Below are 26763 nucleotides of genomic sequence, written 5' to 3' on the forward strand. Positions count from 1 at the left end.
GCCGGCGCCGGGCGTATATGCACGACAGGGCAGTCGCGAGGCGCGATCATGACTCATCGGTCCAAAGCCGGTCGGTGGCGTGTGCTGGCTTGCGCGATCGTCGCGGCTGCGGCGTTCGGCGCGCAGTGGGAAGGGTATCCAAAGCTCACGCGCGAAGAATTGATCGCGACGATCAAAGAGACTGAGCAGGGCGCCCGGCCCGCGGTCGATGGCAAGAATCTCAGTGAGCTGGATTTGTCGAGCGTCGACTTTCGAGGCGCGAATCTGTCGGCCTCGGTGTTGAACGGCGCGAAGCTCGTCGGCGCGACGCTCGATCGCTGCAATCTCACCGTCAGCTTTCTCGAAGGCGCGAACCTCTCGGGCGCTTCGCTGCGCGAGGCGGTGTTGTTCTCCACGCAATTGGCGGGGGCGAACCTGACCGGCGCGGATCTCACTGGCGCGCGGCTGATCGGCGATCTGCGCAAGGCGGATCTCACCAAGGCGAAGCTGATACGCATGAACGCGGCCGCCGACATGAAGAATCAATCGATGGGGTTGATGCGGGCCAACTTGGTGAACGCGACGGCGATCGAGGCTGACTTCTCCGATTCGGACTTCTCGCGCACGGACTTCAGTTTCTCGGATCTCAGCCGCGCGAAGCTGTTGCGGACGACGTTGTACCGGGCCGATTTCAGCGGCGTCGTGCTCGCCGGCGCGGATCTCACGGGCGCGGATCTTCGCAATGCTGTCTTGATCGACACGGATCTGACCGATGCGAACCTGACGAACGCGGACCTCACCGGCGCGACCTTGCGCTCAGTTCGCGGGCTGGATAAAGCCACGACTACGGGCACCCGCGGCTTGACGCCCGAGACAATGTCAAATCAATAGGCTCATCCGGGGAGGGGGAGGATTTCAGGCATGACCCAGTCTTAGACGCACTGGAGTGCGTGTGTATGATTCACGCGGCCTGGCGTTAGCTGTTTCATGTCCCATCCCGATCAAGAGAACCGGCTCATCGAGTGGTTTCGCCGCTGGCGAACCCCGTTGCGCCGATTCCTGGCCAGCCGGAGCGCCGTGCGCCCGGCGGATTTCGACGATGTGGCGCAGGAAGTCTTCCTGCGTCTGCTCCGCTATGACGCCGCCCAGATCGTCGAGCACCCCCAGGCGTACTTGTTCAAGATGGCCGCCAATGTCGCGGCGGAATGGAGCATCCGGGCCAGCAATCGCCAGTCGCACGAGCCGCACTGGCTCGCGTCGCTGGCCAGCGAGGACCGCCCCGAGGAGACGCTGGACTGCGAGGTCGCCCAGCTCGAGATCAAGCGGGCGCTGAACACGCTGTCGCCTCGCGAGCGGGCCATTCTGAAGCTGTATTTCGAGGAGGGACTGAGCCAGGCCGAGATCGCCGCCAAGCTGGGCGTCTCCTTTCGGATCGTGCGGCGTGACTTCGAGAAGAGCTACGGCAAGCTGCGGCGCGAGCTCAATGACGAACTGACGAGAGCACTCCAGTATGGACGCGAATGAACGGCGCGCACGCGCCACGCATGAGGCGACTCAGTGGTGGAACCGCCTCAGCCTGCAGCGGCCGGCGGAGATCTCCAAGACCGATCGCGAATCGTTCACGCAATGGCTGCGTGAGTCGCCCCTGCATGTCGCCGAGCTGCTGCGGATCGCGCAAGTGCATGACGCGCTCGAGCGCTTCAAGTTGTGGAACGAGGTCGAGGCGGACGTTACCAGCGAGCCGCACAACGTCGTGCCCCTTCGCGAGCTGGAAGATGCTTCTGAAGACAATGAGGCTCCGCCACGTTCCCCGGTCAGCCTCTGGGTCATGGCCGCATCCGCCTGCTTCGTGGCCATCCTGGGCGCATGGCTCGCCATCGGCATGCGAGGGCAGGTCATCGAGACCGAGCTCGCCGAGCGGCGGCAAGTCATGCTCGACGATGGCACAGTCGTGCAACTGGAGCCCGAAACGAAGCTGCGAGTGAAGTTCGAAGACAACCTGCGTCGAGTCACCTTGGAACATGGGCGGGCGCTGTTCCGCGTGAGCAAGAATCCTCAACGCCCCTTCTTGGTGAGTGCCGACCATACGTCCGTGCGCGCCGTCGGCACCGCGTTCGGCGTGGAGAACGGCAAGCGAGGGGTGGTTGTCACCGTTGCTGAAGGCAAAGTAGCAGTCGCCCGAGGGAAAAGCGCCGCGGTCCTCGAACAACGAATGGCAGACAGTGCTGGAACACGAGATGGGAAGACGCTCTCGGCGGAAGTCTTCCTGACTGCCGGCCAACAAGTGACGGTCCCGAGCTCCGGCGTCGTGAATCCCGTTCGCGCCGTGGACACCGCACGTGCCCTGGCCTGGGCCGAAGGTCAACTTGTCTTCGAGAACGACACGCTCGCCGACGTAGTGGGCGAGTTCAATCGTTACAACCGAACTCAACTCACGATCAACGACAGCGAGCTCGCCACGCGCAAGGTCAGCGGCGTGTTCGAAGCCACCGACACGGAAACGTTGCTGGCTTTCATACGCCAGGGCGGCGCGAATATCAGCGTCACGCAAACCGATGACGGCATCGTCATCGACGCGCGCCGATGATCCAGCGGTGCATTGAAAACATTTGCCGCCCGCTTCAGACGAGAAGGGGGGAGGAAACGATCGCTCACCCAGTCTTCTGCCCGCCCACTCATTCGAGTTTTATAACAGCGGGGAGAGCGATCATGCGCATCGGCGTGGCGGCGACGGCAGCGTGTCTCGGGTTGGTGAGTATTTCCATGGCCGCGGAATCGAATGCGGCCATCGTGCGACACAATCTGCACATCCCAAGACAGACACTGGATGTGGCGCTCAAGGATCTGGCGCAACAGACCGGCTTGCAGATCATGCGTTTCAGCGACGCGGTGCAGGGCGACGCAATCGTGGGTCCCTTGAATGGCGCGTACTCGATGGACCAGGCGTTGCGAGAGCTGCTCGGACCGAGCGGACTGACTTATCGGCCGTTGAACGAGCGCGCGTACATCGTCGTTTCTCCGCAAGACCTGTCGCAGAAGACTGGCGCGGCAACGCCCGGGCCGGGACAGGTTGAAATCGCACGCGCCGAGCAGACGTTGCGGCTGGCTCAAGTCGAACAGAGTGTCGCGCCGAGTGCGGCTGCAGGACCGACGGAGGCCGGAATCGGCCTCGAAGAGATCATCGTCACCGCGCAGAAGGTCGAAGAACGTTTGCGCGACATTCCCATGTCGATCACGGCGATGTCGGGGCGCGAGCTGCAGGCGCTCGGCGCTACGCAGTTCGTGGATTTCGCCAACACGGTGCCGAGCCTGAATTTCACCAGCAGCGGCGTGGGGCAGACGCAGGTCAATCTGCGCGGCATCACTAGTGGCTACAACGTGTCGCCGACCGTGGGTATCTATGTCGACGACGTGCCGTATGGATCGAGCACGGCATTCACGAACAGTGCGCAGCTGGCGCTCGATGTCGGCTTGTTCGACATGAGCCGCATCGAAATTCTGCGCGGCCCGCAAGGCACGCTGTACGGCGCTAGCACCATGGGCGGATTATTGAAGTACGTGACCAACGTTCCCAACACCAGCGCCTTCAGCGGAACGATGCGAGCGAATGTTTCGAGCACGGAGGACGGCGGCGTCGGCTACGACGCGTCGAGCGCGGTCAACGTGCCGTTGGTCGAGGACAAGGCAGCGCTGCGCTTGGGTGGGTTCTACACGCACAACGGCGGCTACATCGACAATCTCGCGCTCGATGAGGACGACGTGGACCAGGCCGATATGTACGGCGGCCGCGTCGATTTCCTAGTGACGCCGAACGACCGGCTGTCGGTGCGTCTGGTGGCGTTCGCGCAGGAGGTGGAGCGTGACGGTTCGATCGCGGCGGACTTCGGCCGGCTGTCGGGACGGCCCATCGATGGCGAGCTCGAACAACGTCGTGTGTTGGCCGAGCCGTTCGAGCAAAGCTTCCGGTTGGCCAGCGCCACCGTGAAATACGCGTTCGACTTCGCGACGCTGACCTCGATCAGCAGCTATCAGACCGTACGCAGCGATGCGATCACGGATTTCTCGGCGCTGTATGTGCCGGCGTTCGGCGGCCCGGGCGTGTTCAGCGCGATCGGTTTGATTAGGAATGCGGATACGGACAAGTTCACGCAGGAGATACGATTATCTGCAACCGGGTCGGTGGTGGATTGGCTGGTCGGCGCGTTCTACACGGACGAAGACAGCTCCCAGTTGCAGAAGCTGCTGCCCTACGATCCGAGTGGCGCGCTGTCGCCAGTGAACTTGCTCACTGCAGACCTTCCGAGCCGCTACGAAGAGTACGCCGGCTTCGGCAATCTCACGTTTCACCTCACCGACAAGCTCGACCTGACCGGCGGCGTGCGTTACGCACATAACTCGCAAGGGCAGGCGCAGCTCGGCTCCGGATTGCTGATCGGCGTCGTGCCGGAGCGCCGGTCCAGCGACAGCGTGCTCACCTATCTCGCGAACGTTCGTTATCGCGTCAGCGACAACGTCATGCCGTACCTGCGCTTCGCGACGGGTTATCGGCCGGGCGGCCCGAACGCGGTGTTGAACGGTTTGGATGGTCGGCCCCTGGCGGACCCGACGTTCGATTCCGACAAGCTCACCAGTTATGAAGCGGGCATCAAGGTCTCGGGCCCCGATCGTCGCGTCAACGCCGATCTGGCGATTTATCACATCGAATGGGACGACATGCAGATCACCGCGATCCGCAATGGCCTCGGTTTGATCGCCAACGCGGCGAAGGCGAGAAGCCAGGGCGCGGAACTGACCGTGACTGCGTTGCCGATGGCGGACCTGACCATCGTCGGAGCCTTCGGCTACACCAACGCCGAGTTGACCGAGGACGCGCCGGATCTGGGCGGCGTGAAGGGCGAGTCGTTGCCCGATGCACCGGAGTTCACCGCGGCGCTGTCGGCCGACTATCGTTTCGGATTGGGCAGCTACGAGGCGTTCGCCGGCACGACCCTGCGCTATGTGGCCGAACGTACTGCGAGCTTCGATCAGGCGATGGGCATGCCACAGTACGAGCTGCCGGACTACGCGGCGTTCGATGTTCGAACTGGCGTGACACTCGGCGGCGCGCGTGTCCAGCTCTATTGCAAGAACGTCGGCAACGAGCGCGCCCAACTCTCGTCGCTGACCGGCACTTCGGTCGCGGGCGGCCCGGCCAACGTCAGCATATTGCAGCCAAGGACGCTCGGCCTCAGCGTCGACGTGAGCTTCTGACCGTGTTTGCTTTGTTGCGAGGGGCCGCCTGCGCGGCGGTCCTGCTGTGCGCCGGGCAAACGACGGCGCTTGCGGATGCCGCTCCTCCCGCGTTGACCAAACCCGATGTCGATGCGTGGCTCGACGGCTTCATGCCATTCGCGCTTCAGCAAGGGGATATCGCGGGCGCGGTCGTGCTGGTGGTTAAGGACGGCACCGTCCTCACTCGACGAGGGTACGGCTACAGCGATGTCGCTAAGCGCGAACCCATGGACCCCGAGCGCACGCTGCTGCGTGTGGGCTCGGTATCCAAGTTGTTTACCTGGACGGCGCTCATGCAACTGGTCGAGCGGGGTGAGGTCACGCTCGATGCGGATGTGAATTCGTATCTCGACTTCCACATCCCGGAGCGCGAGGGCAAGCCCATCACGGTGCGTGACCTGATGACTCACACGCCGGGCTTCGAAGAGCAGGCGAAGGACGCGCTGACCTACGATCCCGTCAATGCGCGTCCGTTCGAAGAGCTGCTGAAAGACTGGATACCGGAACGCATCTTCGCGCCTGGCACGACGCCTGCTTACTCGAACTACGGAACGGCGCTCGCGGGTTACATCGTGCAGCGAGTGTCCGGCGTGCCTTTCAACGAGTACCTGCAGACGCATGTGCTCGATCCGCTGGGCATGACCGATTCCACTTTTCAGCAGCCGCTGCCCGAGGTTCTTCGAAGCAGGATGGCGAAGGGCTATCGCACGGCTTCAACACCCGAGCAGCCGTTCGAGATTATCGCGCTCGCGCCGGCGGGCGCGTTGTCGACGCCGGCCAGCGACCTCGCAAAGTTCATGGTCGCGCATCTCCAGCAGGGTCGCCTGGGGGATGTCGCGATACTTCAGCCGCAAACGGCCGCACAAATGCATTCCACACCGCTGACCGTTTTGCCGCGACTGGATCGCATGCTCCTGGGTTTCTGGGAAGCGAACTACAAGGGACGGCGTGTCATCGCGCATGGCGGCGACACGCAGTGGTTCCACAGCGATTTGCGGCTGTACATCGACGACGGCGTCGGCCTGTTCGTCGGGTTCAACAGCATGGGGAAAGGCATCGCGGCGATCGACACACGCATCGAGCTGTTCGAAAAATTTGCAGACCGCTACTTGCCTGTGCCGGGTTGGCGTGCCGGGCCGGGTATCGATGGGCACACGGCGCGCGAGCATGCACAGCTCATCGCGGGGTCCTACTCGAGCTCGCGTCGTTCCGAGTCGAGCTTCATGAGCTTGCTCACTCTTGCAGGCGGGATCGAGGTCGTTGACTTTGGCGACGGCACCATCGGCGTATCGATGATTCGCAATGGCTCGGGCGAGCCGCGCCGCTGGCGCGAGGTCGATACGTTCGTGTGGCAGCTGGACGGCAGCGAACGGTTGTTGTCGGCCGAAGTGCGTGACGGCGCGGTCACTCGTTTCTCCTTCGACGAAGTCTCTCCCTTCATGACGTTCGAGCGGCCGCCGGCCTGGAAGGGCAGTTGGCTACGCCCCACGTTCCTCGCGGCCTTGATCTTGATGCTCGCAACAGCGATTGCGTGGCCGGCGAGTGCGCTGGCGCGTCGACATTTCGGTGTGCCGAATACGCGAGCGGCTGAAGATGCGAAGGCGCATCGCTGGCTGCGAATCGCCTCGATCGCGACCGTGCTCATGTGGTTCGCGTGGGCGGCGACGATTGGAAACATGATATCGGATCTCGCCAACCTTTCTGCGAAACTCGATGGCTGGCTTTGGACACTGCATGCACTGTCGATCATCGTCGTTTTCGGCGGCATCGTCGCAAGCGCCCGGCATGCGGTGCGCACGCTGCGTGGTCAACAACGCTGGTTCGCGAAAGCCTGGGCTGTGTCGATGTGTTTGGCGATGGCAGTAAGCCTCTGGGTGGCCGTTGCCTACAACGTCATCACGTCCGGTGTGAATTACTAAAACGCTGGCGAGCGCGCTCAGGTCGGCAGATACAACGTCTCCTTGATCTCCTCCATCACCACGTAGCTGCGGGACTGGGCGGAGGCGGGGAGACGTTGCAGGATGTCGCCGAGCAGGGCGCGATAGTCCTGCATGTCCGGGATGCGGGCCTTGATCAGGTAATCGAAGTCGCCCGAGACCAGGTGGCACTCCATCACGTCGGGGAGCCGCTGCAGCTCGCTTTTGATCTTCTCGAACACCTCGTCCGATTTCGCCGCCAGCTTGATCTCGAGGAACACCAGCAGGTTCCGGCCCAGCGCCTTCGGCGACACGCGAGCGTGGTAGCCGGTGATGGCGCCGGTGCGTTCCAACCGGCGCACGCGGTCGGCGCAGGGGGTGGCGGACAGGCCCACTTGTTCGGCGAGGTCGGTGATGGAAATCCGGCCGTCGCGTTGGAGGACGTCCAGAATCTTGCGGTCGATGCGATCCAGCTGCTGCATGAAGGCTTGCGATATGTGCAATGGAGCCGGCGCATAGGCTAAGGGCTGACACCCGCGGTTGCCAGCGTTATCGACTGAGACTTCCGTCACGGGCAGTGATTTTCACTGGCCGAAACGCTCCGGCCCAGGGCATGGCAGGGGAAACCGCTGCCAAACGCAACTCTTCGAAGAAAGTCACTGCCGGCCTCTCCCTACAATGACCCCGTCGAACGGTTCAGGGGTGAAGTGTTCATGCATGTGGTCGTAGTGGGTGGTGGCGTCATCGGCGTCTGCAGCGCCTGGTATCTGGCACGCAGGGGAGCGCAGGTCACGCTGGTCGATCGTCAAAGCGCCGTCGCCTCCGAGACGAGCTACGCGAACGCGGGCCAGGTCTCGCCGGGATACTCGACGCCCTGGGCCGCGCCCGGCATTCCTATGAAAGCCTTGCGCTGGATGTTCCAGAAGCATGCGCCGCTGTCGATCCGACCGGACGGCAGCCTCCACCAGCTCAAGTGGATGGCGGAAATGCTCATGAACTGCTCGCCCGAGCGCTACGCCATCAACAAGGAGCGCATGCTCCGTCTCGCCGAATACAGCCGTGACTGTCTGCGAGCACTGCGCGCCGACACCGGCATTCAATACGAGCAGCGGACCGGCGGCACGCTGCAGTTGTTCCGAACCAAGCAGCAGTTCGAAGCGGCCCGTCAAGACATCGCCGTGCTCGAACGTTGCAACGTGCCTTACGAACTGCTCGACGCACGCCAGCTCGCATCGGCGGAGCCTGCGCTCGGACGGGTGCATGGCAAGTTGACTGGCGGTCTGCGATTGCCGAACGATGAAACGGGCGACTGCCATCTGTTCACGCAGCGACTGGCTCATGCAGCGTCGCAGGCGGGCGTGACCTTCCGACTGAATCGTGAAGTCAGCGGCTTCGAAGCGCGCGGCGGTCGCATCGTCAGCGCGCGCCTCGGCGACGAACAACTCACGGCCGACGCGTTCGTGCTCGCGTGCGGAAGCTACTCGCGCGCATTGGCATTGCCGCTCGGCATCGACCTGCCGGTGTATCCGGTGAAAGGTTACTCGCTGACCTTGCCCGTCGTGAGCGATGCAGCGGCTCCGGTCTCGACCGTGCTGGATGAGACTTACAAAGTGGCGGTCACGCGCTTCGACAATCGCATTCGTGTGGGCGGCATGGCCGAACTGTCCGGTTTCGACAAACGTTTGCTGCCACAACGTCGCAAGACGCTCGAGCTGGTGGTGAACGATCTGTTCCCTGGTGCGGGCGCGCTGAATCAGGCGCAGTTCTGGTCGGGCCTGCGGCCCATGACCCCGGATAGCACGCCCATCGTGGGCGGCAGCGAATATCGCAATCTGTTCATCAACACCGGTCACGGCACCCTCGGCTGGACGATGGCGTGCGGCTCCGGCCGGCTCATCGCGGATCAGGTCACCGGCTATCGACCGGAGATTCGCACGGACGGTCTCGATGTATCTCGTTACCAGAAGGCGAACACTTCCCGTCAGCCGCTGGTACACGGAGAGGATGCAGCGTGACGCGTCCTACTCGGGTTCGTATCGATGTGGCGGCGGTGCGCGCGAATTATCTTTACGCGCGTGGCGTGCACGGCGGTCGTGCGTTGGCGGTGGTCAAAGCCGACGCTTATGGCCACGGGTCAGTCGCCTGCGCTCGCGCACTTGCATCGGTCGTCGACGGCTTCGCAGTCGCGTTCCTCGATGAGGCCCGGACGTTGCGCGAAGGCGGAGTGCGCAATCCCATCCTGGTGCTGGAAGGCGTTTTCAACGTGGGCGAGATGAAACTCGCCCAGCAGCTCGATGTGTGGCTGGTCGTTCATCACGACGAGCAGATTCGCCTGCTGCAGGAAGCCCCGACCACGGCGCGTTTCAATGTCTGGTTGAAGATCGATACGGGCATGAGCCGCGCCGGCTTCAAGAGCGCCGATGCGGTTCGTGCGCACGAGCGGCTGTTGAGCACCGGAAAGGTCAGCTCGATCACGCTGATGACGCACTTCGCGCGCGCCGACGAACCCGGCGAGCCGATGACCGCTCATCAGATCGAATTGTTCGACCGCGCGACAGCGACGCTGGAAGGCGAGCGTAGCTTGTCCAACTCGGCGGGCTTGCTCACGTCGCCAGCCGCACGCCGCGATTGGGCACGACCGGGACTGATGTTGTACGGAGCGACGACTCACGGCGTCGATGTGCCGGAGCTGCAACCCGCCATGACGTTCGAGAGCAGCGTCTTTGCAATTCGCACGCTCGAAGCGGGCGAGTCGCTCGGATACGGCGCTACCTTCGTCGCGTCGAAGCGCACGCGAGTGGGACTCGTGTGTGCCGGCTATGCCGACGGTTATCCGCAAACTGCGATCAACGGTACGCCGGTGGCTGTCGATGGTCGCGCGACGACACTGATCGGTCGGGTGTCGATGGACATGCTGACTGTGGATCTCACATCGCTCCCCGAGGCCGGCCTTGGCAGCACGGTCGAGTTGTGGGGACGAAACATTCCGGTCGCCGCCGTCGGACGCGCTTCCGGCCGCAGCCCCTACGAGTTGCTGTGCTCGGTGCGCCGCGCGCCACGGGTTTATATCGACGCCGAGGATTCGAAAGATCATCCCGAGATCCTGGCGTGGCCACACGCGAGGACAGGCTGACACGCCCCGCCAGCAAATCCCACACTGCCCCGGAAGTCCGCTGACGATTGGCTCCACGCGTCGCATTTAGCAGACGCTTCGAGGAACTAGTCCGTCGACGGCTCATTGCACGAATGCATTTGTGCAACGTCATTAGGCGGGAGTGAGATATGGCTACTGTAGTCAATGAGCACGTCGAGGTCCCGCTGGAGGGATTTCGTCTGTCCTGGGGTGGCATCTGGGCCGGTGTGCTGACGGTCATGGGAACGTTGTTGTTCCTGACGACGCTCGGCATCGCCGTTGGAATTTCCGCTGCGGATCCCGGAGAGGGCAACGCTGAAGCGATCGGCACAGGCGCCGCGATCTGGTCCGCGCTATCGCTGTTGATCGCGTTATTCGTCGGCGGCATGGCCGCCACACGCCTGGGCCTGGTGTTCGACAAAGCCGCGGGCGCATTCGAAGGCGCGTTGGTCTGGGTGCTGAGCTTTCTGATCGTCCTGTGGCTCGCGAGCAGCGGAGTGCGGCTCGTGGCCGGCGGCATCTCGAATGTGTTTGGCGGCGTCACGCAGACCATTAGTTCTGTTGCCGGCGTCGAAGATCTGTCGTCCGGCGATGTGGATCGAATGCTCGCGCGGCTGAACGATCCACAGATCGCCCGAACCATCGCGGGCGCGACCGGCATGCCGGAGCAAGAGGTGCGTTCGAGATTGAGCAGCCTGGCCCAGCGCGTGGAGGCCAGTCGGAACAATCCAGAGCAGGCCGCGATCGAAGTTCGCGAGGGCACCCGGGACTTGATGGAACGCGCTCGTCAGCAACTGCCAGCCATGGCAGAGCGCGCGCAAGACACTGCGACCAAGACCGCATGGACGACGTTTGCCGCCATGGTGATATCGCTTGCGGCAGCGATCGTGGGTGCGATGGTCGGGCGTAGACGAGCGGAGAAGCGTGTGCTGCGCGCAGCCACTGGAGAGCCGGTGCGTGATTGAGCACTGATTTCTCCATCAGGGCCTCGGACTTTTACGGCAATTTTGAAAGCGCCGCCGGCGGACGTGCCGCCGGCGGCGGTGATCGGGCCGCAGATAGTGCAGCGGCCCGTTATCCGCGCCGTGCCTTCTTGCGCGGCGCTTTCCGTTTAGCTTTAGCAGCCGATTTTTTCTTGGCCGCGCCGGCGCGAGCGTCGCGCTGAGCGCGCCGTTCTGCGAGGTTGATCGGCTCGCCGCCGCCGGCGGTCGTCACGACGGCGTTCTTGGACAGGCTCTTTCGCAGCACTTCCATGAGATCAATGATCTTCGCGCCTTCGCCAGCTTCCGTGTCCTCGGCGGCTTCGGCGCCCTTGGGATGAATCACATCGTCGCGGTCTTCTTGTTTGGACTCGACCAGCGCCTGCAGTTCTTTCGCTTCGCGGTCCTCGAGCTCGGAGACCTTGATCTCTTTATGGGTGAGATCCTCGATGGCTTTGGAGAATTGAGTCGCTTTCGCCGCGGCCACCTTGCCGCGCTTGGGCAGACCGATCGTCTCCGGCGTGCGAATCTCATCGGCATAACGCAGTGTGTCCGCGCGTAGCACGCCGTTGTCTGGAACGATGGCGACGAGATATTCGTGACCGCGCATGACGAAGCTGCCGATGGCGACGCGCCCGGTGCGCTCCATAGTCGCGGCCAGCAGCACATACGCCTTCGCGGATTTCCCGGCCGGCGCGAGGAAGTAGGGCTTCTGGAAGTAAAGCGCCGGAATCTGCTCCAGTGGCACGAAGCTGCGCAATTCGATGTCGGCCGACATTTCCGGCGCGACGGATTCGAACTCTTCGTCCGTGATCACGACCATTTTGCCGTCATCCGTCTCGTAGCCCCGCACCAGGTCGTCGTAGTCGAGCCGCTTCTCCTCCTTGGAACAATGATATTCGCGCCCGAGCGCATGACCTTCGGTATCGACCAGCTTCATCGCGGTCTGGCGCGGACGGACGGCGGTCAGCAGATCCACCGGAATGCTGACCAGGCCGAAGGTAATCGTGCCGGACCAGAGCGAGCGCACGCTGGCGCCGCCGCGTTCCTGCTCTTCCTGCGCTTCGGGTTCGCGCTTGCGTTTGCTCCTAGGCAACTTTCTTCTCCTTGGCGGCGGCGAGGCTGGCTTTCAGGCTGTCGGCGAGGCTGCCCTCGGCGCGTTTCTTCTTCGCGCGCACGGGTTTGATCTTCTCGCCGCGGGCCTTCGCTTCGATGAGCTTGCACAGACGCTCGCGATATTCGTTCTGCCACTGTTGCGGATCGAAATCCGCCTCGATGGATTTCACCAACTGCTCCGCGAGCTTGAACTCGTTGGCTTGCGGAGTCGCTGACTTCGCCGGCTCGATGCCGGAGAAGCTCAGGACCTGTTCGGCGCGACGCAGGGTCGTCATGATCAAATAACCGTCGACGACGCTGATGGCGCCGAGATAACGTTTCTTGCGCATGACCCAGCGCGAGATGCCGATGACTTCCTTGCGAGATAACGCTTCGCCAAAGGCGAAGTACGCATCTTCATCGCCGTCCGGCCCGAGATAGTAGGGACGCTCATACCACTGATCGCCCAGTGCATCGGGCGGCACGAATCTCAGCACCTCGATCTGGCGCGACTCCGGCGGCACGAGCTTTTCGATTTCGTCCGGTTGGAGAATGACGGCAGTGTTGGGGCCGACCGCGTACGCCTTACGCATTTCTTCCCTGGGCACGTCCTCGCCGGTGTCTTTGCGAACGATGTGCTGTTCCACCGGCGCGCGATCCTTTTCGTGCAGCAGATGAAAATGCACGCTGCGATCTTCGATCGCCGAATAGAACTTCACCCCGACGTGCTGCTTGCCGAGCGGAATTTCGCCTTTCCAGATGGCTCGGGCCGCCATTATCGTCCCTCCTGATTCGAGTTCTCGGCGCACGACACGCAGACCCAGCGGCCATCGGAATGACGCCGCCGGCAATGAATGCAACTCATCACGTCGCATTCGGGACAGCGGAACTCCAGCTCGTAAATATAGAGCTGGCCGCAGGCGGGGCATTCTTCGTCGCCGTCCATGAGCCACCACGGGCCGAGAGTAGCGGGAGCGGCAGACTTGGATGGAGCTTTTGGCATGGATTTCCTCGCGGGCGGGGGCTGTAGGAAAACGAAGGTACCGCGTCGCCTGTTCCCGCCTCTCGTAGCGAACGACCGTGCCGAAACTACATTCAGCGGATTTCGTACAAGACTCGCGACGTTTGTTCTAACGTCCGCGCGGTGGCTTGCTCGTCGTGAATTCGTCAGGGCGCATGCCGCGCTCCACATCCGCCCAACTGACCGGCGCGGCAATGGGAAATCCGGGTTTCGCGCGCGGGGAGAATGTACCCACTGCGGTGGTGCCGCGACCGTTGCGCAGATAGTCCACGAACAGCCTTCCTTTGCGGGCAGTCGGTGAGGCAGTGATGGTGTAGCGAGCGGGGTCGGTGCTGATCAGCAATTCCGACAAACGTCGGCTCTGCTTGTGAGCTGCGTCGTGCGTCATGCGACTGTGCAGGGGCGTCATCACATGCATGCCTTTGCCGCCGGTCAGCTTGGGCCAGCTGTCCTCGTAGCCGTGTTGTTCGAGCAGCTCGCGCAGTGTGAAAGCGGAGTCCACCACGAAGCTCCACGCGACGCCGGGGCCGGGATCGAGATCGAACACCATGACGTCGGCGTGCTCGATGTCGTCGACTTGCGCATTCCACGGATGCACTTCGACCACGTCCATTTCCACCAGGCCGATCAGGCCGGCCAGGTCGTCGACCCACACGCGAGTGCCTTCGCCGGCTTCGCGCTTGCGGATCTTCAACTGATGCACGGCTTCAGGAATGGGAGGGAGCGGGCCCTTGTGATAAAAAATTTTCCCGCCTACGCGTCGAACCAGCTTGAGGGGCCGATGCGCGAGATAGCGCAACGCGCGCTTGTGGACGCGAGTCCAGTATTCAGTGAGCTCCGCAACGTCGGGAGCCACGGCATCAGGAAGTAACTGCAGTATGTTCTCGCGCGGGACAGTGCGTTGCTTTTGAGAGCTTCGCGCGATGGCCCGCTTCGGTGCGCGCGCAGTTTGAGTGCCTGCAAGATCGTCGCGGAGCCCCTTGTAGACAGGCGCCCGCAACAGCCCGTCCGTCGTGTACGTGCTGAACTCGATCTCGGCTTGCAGCTCGGGTTCTACCCAGGTGGCTTTGGGTTTCTTGACGGCGACGGAGAGCGGCGACCTGGCGCTGATGTATGGATCGAGCTGCTCACGCAGATCCACCATTTCCTGCATGGTGAATCCCGTCTGCGCCTTACCGGCATAGAGCAGCCGGTCCTGCTCGTACCGTCCGAGATACAACGAAGCGATCCGGCGCGGCCGCGCGCCGAGTTTCTCCACGAACGCGACGATTGGGAACGCGTCGCTGTTGTGACATTTGATCTTGAGCCAGGTCGTCTGGCGTTTCGATCGATAGGGCGCGTCGAGCTGTTTGCTGACGATGCCTTCCAGCTCCATCCGGCACACGAGTTGTAACAGCTCGTCGGGGTTGGATTCGATGGCGTCGCTGAACAACAGGCGGGGCTGCTGCTTGCCGAGCAGCTCTTGCAGCAGCTTGCGCCGATGTTTCAGAGCGGCGTCGCGCAGGTCGTAGCCGTCCAGATATAACAAGTCGAAGGCGCAGTAGGCGAGCCGGTCCGCGCGGCCGGAGGCGAGATCGGCTTGCAGCAGGCGAAAATCAGAGCGGCCCGTCGGCGCCTGCACGATCACTTCGCCATCCAGAATAGCGGACTTACTGCCGATGGCTCGCAGTGCCTGAGATATTCCCGCGAAGCGCGCGGTCCAGTCGTAGCCCCGGCGTGTGAACAGCTTCCAGCGATCGTGCGCGAGATGAGCCTGCACACGATACCCGTCGAACTTGATTTCGTGACACCACTGCCCGCGAGATGGAACTTCGTCCGCCAGCGTTGCAAGACACGGCGCGATGAAGCCGGGCATCGCGGTCCGACGCGCGCCAGGGATATTGGCGAGGGTGCGCGAAGCTCGAGCCATGAAGCCCTGGAACGGGGACTGATGGCAATGCAATGAGAAACCGCCCAGGTCGGTTCCGACCTGGGCGGCGGGTCAGGAGCCTGCGAACGCAGTTAAATCTCGACGATGGTCACCGACTCGCCTGCGGGCACATTGGCGAGAATGAACTCGATCAGCTCTTCCTGGTCGGTGCGATAGGCGAAATCGACGCCGGCGCAGACCTGGCTGGACAGGCCGAAGGAAGTGACGCCGACGATGATGTTGGAGCTGGTGCCGCCATAGAACACCGGGCCGCCGGAGTCGCCGAAGCAGGTGCCGCCCCCGATGCCCACGTTGTTGGTCGTCTGCAGGTTGAAGCCGCCCGTCAGGGCGCTGCGCAGATTGACCAGTTGCGAGGTCGCCATCAAACGTTCGCGGAACGACTCGGTTTTGGCCGGGTTGATGTAGCTCAATCCGTACCCGCTGACCGTGAAAGTGATGGCCTGGCGGCCGCGACGAGTCGCGAGCTCATCCAGCGAGCCCGCCGCGGCGAGCACGCCGTACTCACTCAATATGATGGGGTCGTCCAGGATCAGCAGCGCGGCGTCGCGAGTGTTCGGGAAGCCGGCCGGATAGCCGTAGCTGATCAACTCGCTGGAGGTGGTGCAGGGTTGAGTGAGGCAGGTTTCCGGATAACCCGTGACCGGATCCAGCTCGGTCACCGGATCGAAGTGAGCGCCGGCGTCCTGCTGGAAGTAGACGCGCGCGCTGTCCGCGCCTTCGATGCAATGTCCGGCGGTCAGAAACAAAGTGGGCGAGAGCAGCGAGCCCGAACAACGCCCGATGAACTCGCCTTCGTCATCGTAAAACACTGCCAGGCCGACGAACGGATGCTCGAAGTCCTTCACGAACCGCCCGGTGATCGCGTGCGCCGGCTGAGCTCCAATGAGAACGAGCAGCAAACTCGCCAGCAAACCGATGAAGCGCATGGCAATTCTCCCCGTGAGTATTGGTTGATTACCAATGTGATTCCGCAACGAACAGCGTGCAACTAGAGTTTCCCGAACTCGCGAAACCTCGGCGGCCGCGCCGCGTTGGCCTGATATCTGCTACTGCCATCGAGGAGGAACGACATGCCACGCAATGTTGTATTCGATAAGGGACGCGGCGGACGCGCGGGCGAGCGCGGCGTCGAAGTAGGAGAGTACCGACCGCAGGAAACGAGTGAATACAGTGACGCTTATTACGGGCCCGGCGACGAGTATTCACGTCGCGATTTCGGCAGCGGTGGATACAGTCGCGAGCAGGAGCCGCTGCCGCCGAGCGCGTTACGTCCCGGCTATCCTGTAGGCCGCTTTGCTCCAGAGCGTCATCCCGACAACCGCATCTATGGCAAGGTGCGCTCGTTTGGCGAGTTGCGAGAAGGGCGGCAAAGCTGGGCGGATCTACAAAGCTTTCGTGGGCGGGGGCCGAAAGGTTACACACGCACCGATCAGCGCCTGACCGAACAGGTTTGCGATCGACTGACCGAGGACGCGCACATCGACGCCAGCGAGATCTCCGTCGAGGTGCGCAATGGCGAGGTCACGTTGACCGGCAGCGTGCGCGACCGGCAAACCAAATGGCGAGTTGAAGATGTCGTCGAGTCGTGCGGCGGAGTGACGACGGTACACAATCGGCTGCGAGTCGAGCGCTAGCTCGACCGTTTTCAGGGCGTATCGGGCAGCGGGCTGGGCAAGGGCTCCGGCCTCGAGGTGCGAGTGAGATAGCAGTCCAGGGTTTGCTGCCCGATCGAATCCCAGTCGTAATAGCTCAGATCGACGGTTTCGTGTTCGCCACCGTCTCCGGCGCTCAACACTCGCGCCAGATGCTCGGTCGTCAGCGGACCGTCGTAGAGGTTCACCCAACGGGCGCCGACGTGACTTTGGATCTCCGGGAGCGAGCCGAGCCGTGGCGCCAGCACCGCGCGGTTGAACGATAGGGCGAGAAACACGCTACCCGAATTGAGAATGTTTTCGAACGGCAGGGCCACCACGTCGGACGCACCGATATAGAGCGGCACCTGATCCTCGGACACGAATTGCAGCCGCAGATGGATGCGGTCGTCGCCCGCGGCGAGTTGTTTCAGCTCCTCGATATTCATCATGTGGCCCGGCTGGCCAGCGATGACGAGCTGCACGTCGCGGGAGGGCAGGGCGCGAAACGCCTCGATCAGGCGCGGCACATTTTTATAAGGGCGGATGTTGCCGAAAAATACGAACGTAAATCGATGTCCGATCCCCAGCTGGTCACGGCAATGGGTGCGCCCCAGGGGCTGGCCATAGGCATCGCGATAATGTCCGTGCGGAATCACCGCTGCCGTTTTGGTTCGTAAGGCCGGATACATCGCCCGCGCCGACTCCAATCCGTGCGAGGTGAGCGCGATGACGTGGGTACACAGGCGAGGAAACCAGATTGGGAACAACAGCTCGCCGACCCGTCGATGGCGTTCGTGCGGCTTGAGGTTATGTATGGTCCATACGATGCGCGTCTTGCGCCAGCGAAGCAGGGCAAACATCAGCGCGAGCCGCGCGTGCTTCACGACAGTGCGCAACGTGGAGCGGGCGTGCAGATGCAGGTCGGGCCAATGGATGTGGAAGACGTCGTAACGCTGCCCGAGCGCCCGTCGGAAACTGAAATCCTCTACCTGGACGCCGCGACGTTCGAGACGTTCCGCCAGGCTGCGCAGATAAGGATTATCGCCGTGCTTGGGAAACATCAGCACGCGCAGCGTCGGCGCGCTGTCACGGGCGGGATTCAAAATTTGCCTCACGATATCGAGGGTGGGGAGGCTCTCCCCAGGCCAGTTTATGTAGTAAGCAGACACTGCACGCGCTCGAAAGTGTATCTGTAAAAAGTACAATGAACAACGAATGTCGGGCCGCTTTACGAACCTATCCGGCGGGGTCCCGCGTTGCTAAGGCAAGGGCGGAGCAGCCCGCAACGTCCCGATGCCGCCCTCGGGAGAGGGTCATGCCGATATCTCCTTACATGATCTGCGGAGCGATCGTGTTCTGTTTGTTTTGTGCGCACGAATCCAGTGCCGCGGGCGCTGCTTCCGAGTACACGGCAGCGCGCGTCGACATGGTGATGCGACAGATCGCTGACCGAGGCGTTCGTGATGAGCGCGTGCTGTCCGCGATGCGTAAGGTGCCCCGACACGAATTCGTCCCCGCCGCCGAAAGGCGCAACGCCTATCGGGACACGCCGTTGCCGATCGGTGAAGGTCAAACCATTTCGCAGCCGTACATCGTCGCGCTCATGACCGAGCTGGCGGAAGCCGATTCATCCGACCGCGTCCTCGAAATAGGTACTGGCTCGGGCTATCAGGCCGCGGTGCTCGCCGAGCTCGTGCGGCACGTTTATACGATCGAGATCGAGCCGGCCCTGGCGCAACGGGCCAAACAAGCGCTCGACCAGCTCGGTTACCGCAACGTCACGGTTCGAGCCGGCGACGGCTACGCCGGCTGGCCGGAGCACGCACCCTTCGACATCATCATGATCACGGCGGCGCCCGATCACGTCCCGCAACCGCTGATCGATCAACTGAAATCGGGCGGACGCATGGTGGTGCCGGTCGGGCCAATCGCGGCTACTCAGCAGCTGCGCGTGTTGGAGAAAGACACCACGGGCAAAGTCACGACGAAAGTAGTGGCGCCCGTGCGATTCGTCCCACTGCGAAGGAACAGCGACTAGCGAGGGAACCGCCGTATAGCGCCACGACTAGGTGGAAAGACATTACAAGTAGCAGATCTGGCAGCGATGGTAGCGGTCGAGCCCAACTCCCCTGGCGACACGGGAGACGCGCCGAGCGAACGCCGACGACACGACAGCAGCTCAATGGGTCCCAAGCCGCTCGTGAAAGCGTGGGCTGCTGCGCTCCTGCTGTACACGTTGATCGTTTACACCAACCTGGTCAGCTACCAGACAGCGACCTTCGTCAATGACATCGCATGGATGATCGCCGCCGCGCTGGCGGCGATCAGCAGCATGCGCGCAGCCCTGTCACTGCAAGGACGGGACCGTGCGGCGTGGTTGATATTCGCGCTGGCCTGCATCGCGTGGACCGCAGGTCAGGTGGTGTGGAACGTCTACGAGCTGTATCTCGGCATTCGGGTGCCGTTTCCAAGCTACGCAGACATCGGCTACATGCTGTTCGGTCCGCTCATGATCCTCGGCCTGTTCGCGTTGCGCGCGACTCAGGAGGAGCGGCGCATGACGTGGCTGCGCGTCGCCAACCTCGGCCTGATTCTGTGCGCGCTCACCGGCGTGCTGATCGCCACCTTCACGCGGCCGTTGGGCGAAATGCGCCATTCGATCATGGACTCGCTGATCGTCGTGACCGAGAACACGACCATCACACTGGCCTTCATCGTGGCGATTTATTTCCTGTGGTCCTATCGCTGGGGCGACCGGCTGGCGTCGTACTCGCTGCTGACGTTGTCGCTCGCGGTGCAGACGGTCACCGGGCTCATGTACACGCGCGGCATCATGGTCAACGAGTATGGCGCGTTCAGTTATTTCAACATCGGTTGGGTGCTGGCCTTCGCGCTTCATCAGCTGGCGGCCGAGGCGCAGGTCAGGATCGACTCGCGCGGTCGCGAGGATTCCATTCCGATGCGCCAGAGCCAGGGCTGGGTGGAGGCGATCGTGCCGTCGTTTCTTCTGCTGTGCGTGGCCATGTCCGCCGCCTTGCTCGCCGAAGAGCTCACTACCCGCACCATCCAGCTGCGAACGCTCGTGCTCGTGATTTTTTCGGCGATCCTGGCCTCGAGAGAAGCCTGGTTGTACTGGCAAGGGCAGCAGCTGCGAGCGGCGCTCGATAGTTCGGAGCAGGCGCTGACCCGTGCACGGGAACGTCTCACCGGCGTGGATACCCAGCGACGTGAATTGGAACGCGACGTCGAAATGACGGCGCGCGCCGGAGGCGTGGGGCTTTGGGAGTGGGATATTCCATCGAACCAGGTGCGCTTCTCCCGCGAGTACAAGCGTCAGCTCGGCTATGAAGAGCACGAGTTGCCGGAGCGGTTCGAAGAATGGAGCAACCGGCTGCATCCGGAGGAGTACTCGGAGGTCATAGGGAACCTGGAGAGATTCTTGCGCAAGCCGGAGGGAGAGTTCTCCGTCGAGCACCGGTTGCGGCATCGGGATGGCGAATATCGCTGGTTTCTCGCGCGGGGCTGCGTCGCGCTCGAGGCCACCGGCCGACCGGGGAAAATGCTGGGCTCGATCGTCGACATCACGCCCTTCAAGGAGTTGGAACAATCCCTGCGTGAAAGCGAACATCGCTATCGCGAGCTCGTCGACACGCTCGAAGGCCACGTCGGCGAGCGTACGCGCGAGCTGTCCGACGCTTATCGCGAGTCACGAAATTTTGCGTACGCGGTGGCGCACGATTTGAAGGCGCCGTTGCGCGCCATCAACGGCTTCTGCGCGCTACTGGAACAAAGCGCGGGCGGGCGATTGAGCGATGTGGAGCGCGGTTATATCGAGAGGGCGCGTCAGGGCGCGATGCGCATGTCCGCGCTCATCGACGACCTGCTCGACTATTCCAGGGTGGAGCATCGCGAACAACGGTTCGGGCCGATCGACTGCCGGGAGTTCGTCGAGGAGCTGATCGACACCATGACCGACGCGATCGAGGAGGCGGGCGCGGAGGTCCAGGTGGATCTGGATCGCACGCCGGTGCTGGCGGACAGCGAAGGCCTGCGCATCGTGCTCACCAATCTGCTCGAGAATGCGCTGAAGTTCTCCAAAGGCGCCCAGCGCCCGCGCATCGTGTTCGATTCCTGCCTCGACTCCGGGCGCTACGTGCTGAAGGTCCGAGATAACGGCATCGGCTTCGACCCGGCCTATCGCGACAAGATCTTCGAGATCTTCAATCGCCTGCACGCCGCCGGTTACGAAGGCACGGGCATCGGCCTGGCGCTGGTCCGCAAGGCCGTGCAACGCATGGGCGGCGAGGTGTGGGCGGACTCCACGCCGGGTCAGGGAGCGACGTTTTATGTCAGCCTGAAGCTGGCTCGTGCCGAAGCCGCCAAACGCCGCACAGTTTGAGCCCGAGCTCGGTGCTAGCGTGCCGGCCGCCACTATAAACATCTGCAATTACATGGGTGGCTGCAGGCAGGGATGGGAACTGGCCAGGCTGCCGAAGAGACGGATCGAAAACATACGACGTTAACACTCGGCGGAGACATTTCATGAGAGAGTCGAAGGCAGTTCGCTGCGCGCTGGCAGCGGGCATCGTTGGCGCAAGCTTGTTCTCGGGAGGATGCGCGTCCATCGTCCACGGCGGCGACCGGTCGATTTCCATCGCCACGCAGCCTCCGGGAGCCACGGCTTCCATTCGTAAGAGCGGCGGCGGCGTGATGGACGTGGTGGCGGTGGAAAAGACGCCCTGCACGGTGAAGCTCGATCCCAAGCAAGGTTATTTCTCGGGCCAGAGCTACACGCTGCGGCTGGAACTGGCCGGCTACAAGACCACCGAAGTGCAGCTGACGCCGAAAATGTCGGGCTGGTACTGGGGCAATCTGCTGATCGGCGGCCTGATCGGCATGCTGGCGGTGGATCCGGCCACCGGCGCGATGTGGAACATCACGCCCGATAAGATCGATCAGAAGCTGCGCAGCGGACAGAGCGCGATGATCAAGAACGAGACCGGCTTCCTGGTCGTGCTGGAATCGGAGCTCACGCCGGCCGAACGTATGGCCATGGTCCGTGTGAACTGATTGATCGGCCGGTCAGCGACGCACAGTTCGTAGATGCGTCGCTGGCCGGCCACTCTCCATCGCGCGCGCCAGCACCTGGTAGACGCGCTCGCCGTCCATCTGCGCCACGTTGAATCTCATATAACTCGTGGCCGCGCCGCTCGCGCTGAAGGCGTTTCCTGGCGCCAGCACGACGTTTTCCACCAAGGCCCTGCGCGCCACTTCGGCCGCGTCACATCCATCGGGCAGCCGGCACCATAGAAACATTCCGCCAGTCGGTTCGATCCACGGGATGATGCCCAGTTTGGCCAACTTCAGCTTGACGGTCTGACGCTGGCGGGCGAGGCGATCGCGCACGCGCTCCAGGTGCCGTCGATATGAACCGTCGACCAGCATGGAGGACAACAACTCCGCGTTGAGCGCGCTCATTCCCATGCCTGTGACCATGCGCAGATCCGCGAGCCCTCGTATCCAATCGGCGCGGCCTGCGATGTAGCCGTAGCGGACGGAGGCCGACAGCGTCTTGGAAAAGCTGCTGACGCGAATCACCCGATCCAGCCCGTCGAAGGCGGCCAGTCGCGGCGCCGGTTGTTCTTCGAAGTCGCCGAAGATGTCGTCTTCGACAATGACCAGTCCGTGGGGCGCGGTGAGTTTCAACAGACGGTGCGCGACAGTGGCGCTCAAGCTCGCACCGGTTGGATTCTGCACGGCGGAGTTGGTGATGTAGATGCGCGGCTTGTGGGTCTCCAGCACGGTGGCAAATGCCGCGAGATCGGGGCCGGTCGGCGTGAAGGGGACGCTGACCACGTTGGCGCGGTGAGCTCGCAGCAGCGCCATGAAGTTGAAGTAACAAGGATCGTCGACGACGACGGTGTCGCCGGGCTCGAGCAGGAAGCGGCACACCAGATCGATGGCCTGCGAGCAGGAGTCCGTCAGCATGACCTGCTCGGGCGTGGCTTCGACGCCCTGTTCCCACAGCCTTCTCGTGATCAAGGAGCGCAGCGTGTCCGCACCCTGGGTCGGTGCATATTCAAAGAGAGTCGCTCCGCTGCCGTCCCGCGCGGCGGCTCGCAAAGCTTTGCGCATCGTCTCGTGCGGCATCCAGCTTTCAGGCAGCCAGCCGCAACCGGGCCGAGCGCTGGTTTCGTCGGCTCGCAATGCCTGGCGCATCATCCAGAGCGGATCCACGGTGGGATCGGTGTCCGCACTGAGCTCCGCCAGATCCAGCGGCGCGAGCGGGGCGGCCACATAAAAACCCGAACCGAGCCTGGGCTGCACGACGCCTTCGGCCGCCAGCCGGCCATAAGCTTCCACCACCGTGGATTTGGAAACGTTCATGGTTTCCGCCATGGCGCGCACTGAAGGTATGCGAGATCCGGGCGTGTACTGGCGGCGGTCGATCCTCGTCTGGATGACCCGCATGACCTGGCCCACCAGGGTGGGCTCGGACTGTTCGGCTGATTCGACCATGACAGTTTGCTTATATCGTACTGGACTGTCCTTGGCCATTGTCCGCCGCTTCCAACAAGATCGCGGCCATGAACAGTCGAGATCAAGGGCTCACACTGGGCCTCATCGCGGTGGTGATTTTCAGCGGTTCTTTGCCGGCAACGCGGGCCGCCATCACCGGCTTCGAGCCCATGTTTCTGACCGCGGCTCGCGCGTTGCTGGCGGCGCTTGGCGCCGTTCTCGCGCTGGCCTTTTTCGCAAACGAGCGGCCGGAGCGGTCCGAGCTGCGTTCGCTGATCGTGGTGGCGGCTGCGGTGGTCGTTGGGTATCCCTTGCTCAGCGCGATTGCGCTCACTGAGATCAGCGCGGCTCGGGGCTTGTTGTTCACCGGACTGTTGCCGCTGTCGACCGCGATGTGGGCGGTGGCGCGTGGAGGAGAGCGTCCGCATCCCGCGTTCTGGGTGTTCGCCGCTGCCGGCTCGGCGCTGCTTGCGGTCTATGCTTTGAGTAATGGCGGCAATGAGGGAGCTCTGGTCGGTGACTCCTTGATGGTGGTGGCCATCGTGGTCTGTGGGCTCGGTTATGCGGAAGGCGCGGTGTTGTCTCGTCGGCTCGGAGGCTGGCAGGTCATTTGCTGGGCGCTGGTCGTCGCCGCCCCCGTCATGCTCGCGCTCGCTTTGTTCACCTGGCCGGCTCAGTGGCCGAGTGCGCGTTCCTCGGCTTGGCTCGGCCTTGGCTACGTGGCCTTGTGGTCCATGCTGATCGGGTTCTTCTTTTGGTATCGCGCGCTGGCCATCGGCGGCGCGTCCCGCGTCGGTCAGATACAGCTATTACAGCCGCTGCTGGGTATCGGATTGTCGGCGGCGCTGCTTCACGAACGCGTCGCCTGGCCCCTGGTCGCGACCGCCGTCGGTGTGGTCGGCTGCGTCGCTGGCGCACGTCGGGCAGCCTGAGCTGCCCGTTACAAGACGAACTCCGCATCGATGCCACAGTTGTCCAGGAAGCGCTGGTCGTGGGAGACGACGATCAGCGCGCCGTGGAATTGCGCCACCACATTTTCCAGGAACTCGATGTTGGCTAGGTCGAGATTATTGGTGGGCTCGTCGAGGAGCATGAGCTCGGGCTTTTGCGTGCCCAGCAGGCCGCGCGCCAAGGCGGCGCGGACTCGCTCGCCGCCGCTCAGGTCGCGGACTTTCTGAAAGACGGCGTCTCCCGCGAACAGGAAGCGGGCGAGGTCGTTGCGAATGCCGCTCTCGTTGTCGGCGGATACCGCGCGAATGTTGTCAAGGACGCTCGCGTCTTCGTCGAGCACGCTGCCGCGCTGGTCGAGATAAAGCGTCACTAAATTGCCGCGGTTCAAGTGGCCGCGCGTTTCGAAGAGCGTGCCCATCAATGCTTTGAGTAACGTCGACTTGCCGGAGCCGTTCGCGCCCTTCAGCGCGATTCTCACATTGCCGCGCCAGGCGAAGTCGACATCGGTGGCGAAGATCCAGTCGTTGAAACGAATGTTGAAGCCATCGGCTTCGGCGACCAGCTTCTGCGCGGGCAACTCGTGGCCGAGCAAGTCGGCGTACATCACGGGATCGACTTTGACCTGACTCAATGCCTCGCGCGCCTTGTGAACCGCTGCTTCGGCTCGATTGACCAGGGCCGTGTCGCGCTTGCCGCTGGTCACTTGCGCCTGGCGTTTGCGGCCGCCGGCAACGATCCTCGGAATGTCGCCACGCGCGGCGGCTTTGACGCCGCGACGATTGCGCTTCTCCTGCCGCTCGCGTTGTTCGAATCGATGTTCGATGGCGGCGTCGCGTTCGCGCTTGGCTTGATCGAGCGCGGAGGTGAGTCGCGTCCGCTCTCGTTCCTTCTCGATGACGTAGTCGTGCCAGTTGCCCCCGAACTTCATCAGGCCGGTGTTGGAGAGCTCCAGAATGTCGTCACAGAGCTCCAGACATTCGCGGTCGTGAGAAATCAGCAGCACACCGCCGGTGTGGGCCTGTAGAAACTGCCTCACCGCCTCGCGGCCGTCGCGATCCAGGTCGTTGGTGGGCTCATCGAGAATCAGAAAGCCGTCTTCCAGCGCTTGTGCAAGTCGCACGCGGGTCCATTGGCCGCCGCTCAGCTGCGTGCATAGCGCCTGACGATCGATGTTCGCGAGCAGACGCTCGCGTGTGAGCGACCACTCATGACGATCGGCGAGGAACTCGGCAACCGTGATGGCCTGGGGCTGCTGGCGCTGAGCGAATACTTTGACGGGACCGTGACGTTGAATGCTGCCGTGGGTCGGCTCGAGCTCACCGGCGATCAGTCGGGCAAGAGTGGTCTTGCCGACGCCATTGGGCCCGACCAGCGCGGAACGCACGGCGCTCAGGGGAAAACTCAGGTTCTTGAACAGCTCGCGACCATTGGCGAGCTCATACGCGACGTCGCGTACTACGACGATTGGAGACATAAGCAACCTCTAACGCGCGCGCACGCGCGTCCGCTTGGACAGGAAAATAAAGCGTGGAAATGAGGTTGTTTATTCGCGCATAGAGCTCTGGACTTGCGTCCAGAGGCGGCCATTGTAATCGATCACCGTAGTCGATGTCGCCGCCGTTTTCAGCCGGCGGCGCACCGACACATGCTCGCAACGATTTCAGCGAGCGGCCAGGAGTTGCTTGATCTTCGCTTCCGTTTCGGCGTAGTTGCCTTCGCCGTAGTGCCGATACACGATCCGGCCCTCGGCATCGATCAGGTACTGCGCGGGCCAGAATTGATTGTCGTAAGCGCTCCAGGTCTGGTACTCGTCGTCGAGCGCGACGGGATACTCGATGTTGAAGCGCTTCACCGCTTTTTGCACGCTGCCCGGGAGCTTCTCGTGGTCATACTCCGGCGTGTGCACGCCGACGATCACCAGGCCCCGGTCGTGATAGCGGCGATGCCACTCGTTGACGTGCGGCGTGACCCGGATGCAGTTGATGCATTCCTGGGTCCAGAACTCCACCAGCACCACCGAGCCGCGCAGCTGCTGCATCGTCAGCGGCTTGCTGTTGATCCAACCTGTGATGCCTTTGAACTCCGGCGCAAGCGGGGCGGCGCCATGGCTGGCTGGCGGTACAGGCTCCGCGCCAACGTCGTGGTTGCAGCCGGAAGCCAACAGGCAGAGGGAGACGGCGACAATCTGCTTGAACATCGAAGGACCTCCTGAAACGCGCCCTGGATCGGCGTTGGGAGGAGTTTTGGGGAGGTTTGTATTCGGTGGATGTCAGAAGCCGGGCTGATTGTAGCGTTGTTACGGAAACGGGCCGCCAGATACATTAGCGTACATAT

The 26763-nt window shown here is 62.9% G+C and carries 23 protein-coding genes and 1 pseudogene; 13 read left to right on the forward strand and 11 right to left on the reverse strand.

The genetic code is table 11. The features are described 5' to 3' along the window. Positions 1-48 precede the first annotated feature (48 nt). The 5 genes from VGD45_RS23850 to VGD45_RS23870 all read left to right on the forward strand — a co-directional run bounded on the left by VGD45_RS23850 (position 49) and on the right by VGD45_RS23870 (position 7169). On the forward strand, positions 49-870 hold the full coding sequence (locus tag VGD45_RS23850; protein WP_331157872.1) for a pentapeptide repeat-containing protein: 822 nt from the start codon (positions 49-51) through the stop codon (positions 868-870). A gap of 96 nt (positions 871-966) precedes the next feature. After that, positions 967-1503, forward strand: coding sequence for a sigma-70 family RNA polymerase sigma factor (locus tag VGD45_RS23855; RefSeq protein ID WP_331157873.1), 537 nt, complete (start codon positions 967-969; stop codon positions 1501-1503). Then, positions 1490-2566, forward strand: coding sequence for a FecR family protein (locus tag VGD45_RS23860; RefSeq protein WP_331157874.1), 1077 nt, complete (start codon positions 1490-1492; stop codon positions 2564-2566). The genes VGD45_RS23855 and VGD45_RS23860 overlap by 14 nt, the downstream gene beginning before the upstream one ends. Positions 2567-2688: 122 nt before the next feature. Further along, complete coding sequence (locus VGD45_RS23865; protein WP_331157875.1) at positions 2689-5229, forward strand: TonB-dependent receptor; 2541 nt, start codon at positions 2689-2691, stop codon at positions 5227-5229. Between the two features lie 2 nt (positions 5230-5231). Further along, positions 5232-7169, forward strand: a complete 1938-nt coding sequence (locus tag VGD45_RS23870) for a serine hydrolase domain-containing protein (RefSeq protein ID WP_331157876.1) — start codon at positions 5232-5234, stop codon at positions 7167-7169. Positions 7170-7186: 17 nt separating this feature from the next. Here the strand turns inward: VGD45_RS23870 and VGD45_RS23875 are convergent, their stop codons facing one another. Further along, the gene (locus tag VGD45_RS23875; RefSeq protein WP_331157877.1) at positions 7187-7648 is read right to left on the reverse strand and encodes an AsnC family transcriptional regulator; all 462 of its coding nucleotides are present in this window, start codon (positions 7646-7648) and stop codon (positions 7187-7189) included. 231 nt (positions 7649-7879) lie between these two features. On the opposite strand from VGD45_RS23875, the gene VGD45_RS23880 reads away from it, so the two are divergent. The 3 genes from VGD45_RS23880 (at position 7880) to VGD45_RS23890 (ending at position 11264) form a co-directional block, all read left to right on the forward strand. Then, positions 7880-9181 (forward strand): D-amino acid dehydrogenase, encoded by a 1302-nt coding sequence (locus VGD45_RS23880; RefSeq protein WP_331157878.1) that lies wholly within the window; start codon positions 7880-7882, stop codon positions 9179-9181. Continuing rightward, a complete protein-coding gene (alr, locus tag VGD45_RS23885) occupies positions 9178-10299 on the forward strand; it encodes an alanine racemase (protein WP_331157879.1) in 1122 nt (373 codons plus the stop codon). Before VGD45_RS23880 ends, alr begins: the two co-directional genes overlap by 4 nt. Before the next feature lie 149 nt (positions 10300-10448). Next, positions 10449-11264: a hypothetical protein gene (locus VGD45_RS23890; protein WP_331157880.1), complete on the forward strand. Its 816-nt coding sequence runs from the start codon at positions 10449-10451 to the stop codon at positions 11262-11264. Between the two features lie 109 nt (positions 11265-11373). On the opposite strand, the gene VGD45_RS23895 is transcribed toward VGD45_RS23890, so the two are convergent. The 5 genes from VGD45_RS23895 to VGD45_RS23915 form a co-directional block, all read right to left on the reverse strand. After that, positions 11374-12375: a Ku protein gene (locus tag VGD45_RS23895; RefSeq protein ID WP_331157881.1), complete on the reverse strand. Its 1002-nt coding sequence runs from the start codon at positions 12373-12375 to the stop codon at positions 11374-11376. After that, positions 12368-13150, reverse strand: coding sequence for a Ku protein (locus VGD45_RS23900; RefSeq protein WP_331157882.1), 783 nt, complete (start codon positions 13148-13150; stop codon positions 12368-12370). Before VGD45_RS23900 ends, VGD45_RS23895 begins: the two co-directional genes overlap by 8 nt. Then, the gene (locus VGD45_RS23905) at positions 13150-13377 is read right to left on the reverse strand and encodes a hypothetical protein (RefSeq protein ID WP_331157883.1); all 228 of its coding nucleotides are present in this window, start codon (positions 13375-13377) and stop codon (positions 13150-13152) included. Before VGD45_RS23905 ends, VGD45_RS23900 begins: the two co-directional genes overlap by 1 nt. A 127-nt stretch (positions 13378-13504) precedes the next feature. Next, entirely contained in the window at positions 13505-15304 is a 1800-nt protein-coding gene (ligD, locus tag VGD45_RS23910) for a DNA ligase D (RefSeq protein ID WP_331157884.1), read from the reverse strand. Positions 15305-15396: 92 nt separating this feature from the next. Beyond that, positions 15397-16251: a trypsin-like serine protease gene (locus VGD45_RS23915; RefSeq protein WP_331157885.1), complete on the reverse strand. Its 855-nt coding sequence runs from the start codon at positions 16249-16251 to the stop codon at positions 15397-15399. 144 nt (positions 16252-16395) lie between these two features. On the opposite strand from VGD45_RS23915, the gene VGD45_RS23920 reads away from it, so the two are divergent. Then, on the forward strand, positions 16396-16959 hold the full coding sequence (locus VGD45_RS23920; protein ID WP_331157886.1) for a BON domain-containing protein: 564 nt from the start codon (positions 16396-16398) through the stop codon (positions 16957-16959). Positions 16960-16970: 11 nt separating this feature from the next. Here VGD45_RS23920 and VGD45_RS23925 read toward each other — a convergent pair whose 3' ends face one another. Then, positions 16971-18062: a glycosyltransferase family 4 protein gene (locus tag VGD45_RS23925; RefSeq protein WP_331157887.1), complete on the reverse strand. Its 1092-nt coding sequence runs from the start codon at positions 18060-18062 to the stop codon at positions 16971-16973. Between the two features lie 212 nt (positions 18063-18274). Here VGD45_RS23925 and VGD45_RS23930 point away from each other — a divergent pair, with 212 nt between their 5' ends. The 3 genes from VGD45_RS23930 to VGD45_RS23940 all read left to right on the forward strand — a co-directional run bounded on the left by VGD45_RS23930 (position 18275) and on the right by VGD45_RS23940 (position 22029). After that, on the forward strand, positions 18275-18997 hold the full coding sequence (locus VGD45_RS23930) for a protein-L-isoaspartate(D-aspartate) O-methyltransferase (protein WP_331157888.1): 723 nt from the start codon (positions 18275-18277) through the stop codon (positions 18995-18997). Positions 18998-19159: 162 nt separating this feature from the next. Further along, positions 19160-21358: a sensor histidine kinase gene (locus tag VGD45_RS23935; protein ID WP_331157889.1), complete on the forward strand. Its 2199-nt coding sequence runs from the start codon at positions 19160-19162 to the stop codon at positions 21356-21358. 143 nt (positions 21359-21501) lie between these two features. Continuing rightward, positions 21502-22029, forward strand: coding sequence for a hypothetical protein (locus VGD45_RS23940; RefSeq protein WP_331157890.1), 528 nt, complete (start codon positions 21502-21504; stop codon positions 22027-22029). Positions 22030-22041: 12 nt separating this feature from the next. On the opposite strand, the gene VGD45_RS23945 is transcribed toward VGD45_RS23940, so the two are convergent. Continuing rightward, positions 22042-23478, reverse strand: coding sequence for a PLP-dependent aminotransferase family protein (locus VGD45_RS23945; protein ID WP_331157891.1), 1437 nt, complete (start codon positions 23476-23478; stop codon positions 22042-22044). 68 nt (positions 23479-23546) lie between these two features. On the opposite strand from VGD45_RS23945, the gene VGD45_RS23950 reads away from it, so the two are divergent. Next, positions 23547-24410, forward strand: a complete 864-nt coding sequence (locus tag VGD45_RS23950) for a DMT family transporter (RefSeq protein WP_331157892.1) — start codon at positions 23547-23549, stop codon at positions 24408-24410. 8 nt (positions 24411-24418) lie between these two features. On the opposite strand, the gene VGD45_RS34430 is transcribed toward VGD45_RS23950, so the two are convergent. From VGD45_RS34430 to VGD45_RS23960, 3 genes and pseudogenes are all read right to left on the reverse strand, one after another. After that, on the reverse strand, positions 24419-25357 hold the full coding sequence (locus VGD45_RS34430) for an ATP-binding cassette domain-containing protein (RefSeq protein WP_414717605.1): 939 nt from the start codon (positions 25355-25357) through the stop codon (positions 24419-24421). A gap of 147 nt (positions 25358-25504) precedes the next feature. Then, positions 25505-25807 (reverse strand): annotated as a pseudogene (locus tag VGD45_RS34435) (ATP-binding cassette domain-containing protein); the annotation flags it as partial. A 282-nt stretch (positions 25808-26089) separates the two neighbouring features. Beyond that, positions 26090-26626 carry a redoxin domain-containing protein gene (locus VGD45_RS23960; protein WP_331157894.1) on the reverse strand — a complete coding sequence of 179 codons (537 nt, stop codon included), beginning with the start codon at positions 26624-26626 and terminating at the stop codon, positions 26090-26092. Positions 26627-26763 lie beyond the last annotated feature (137 nt).

Origin of the sequence: Steroidobacter sp., from assembly GCF_036402275.1 — a bacterium.
GTDB lineage: Bacteria > Pseudomonadota > Gammaproteobacteria > Steroidobacterales > Steroidobacteraceae > Steroidobacter.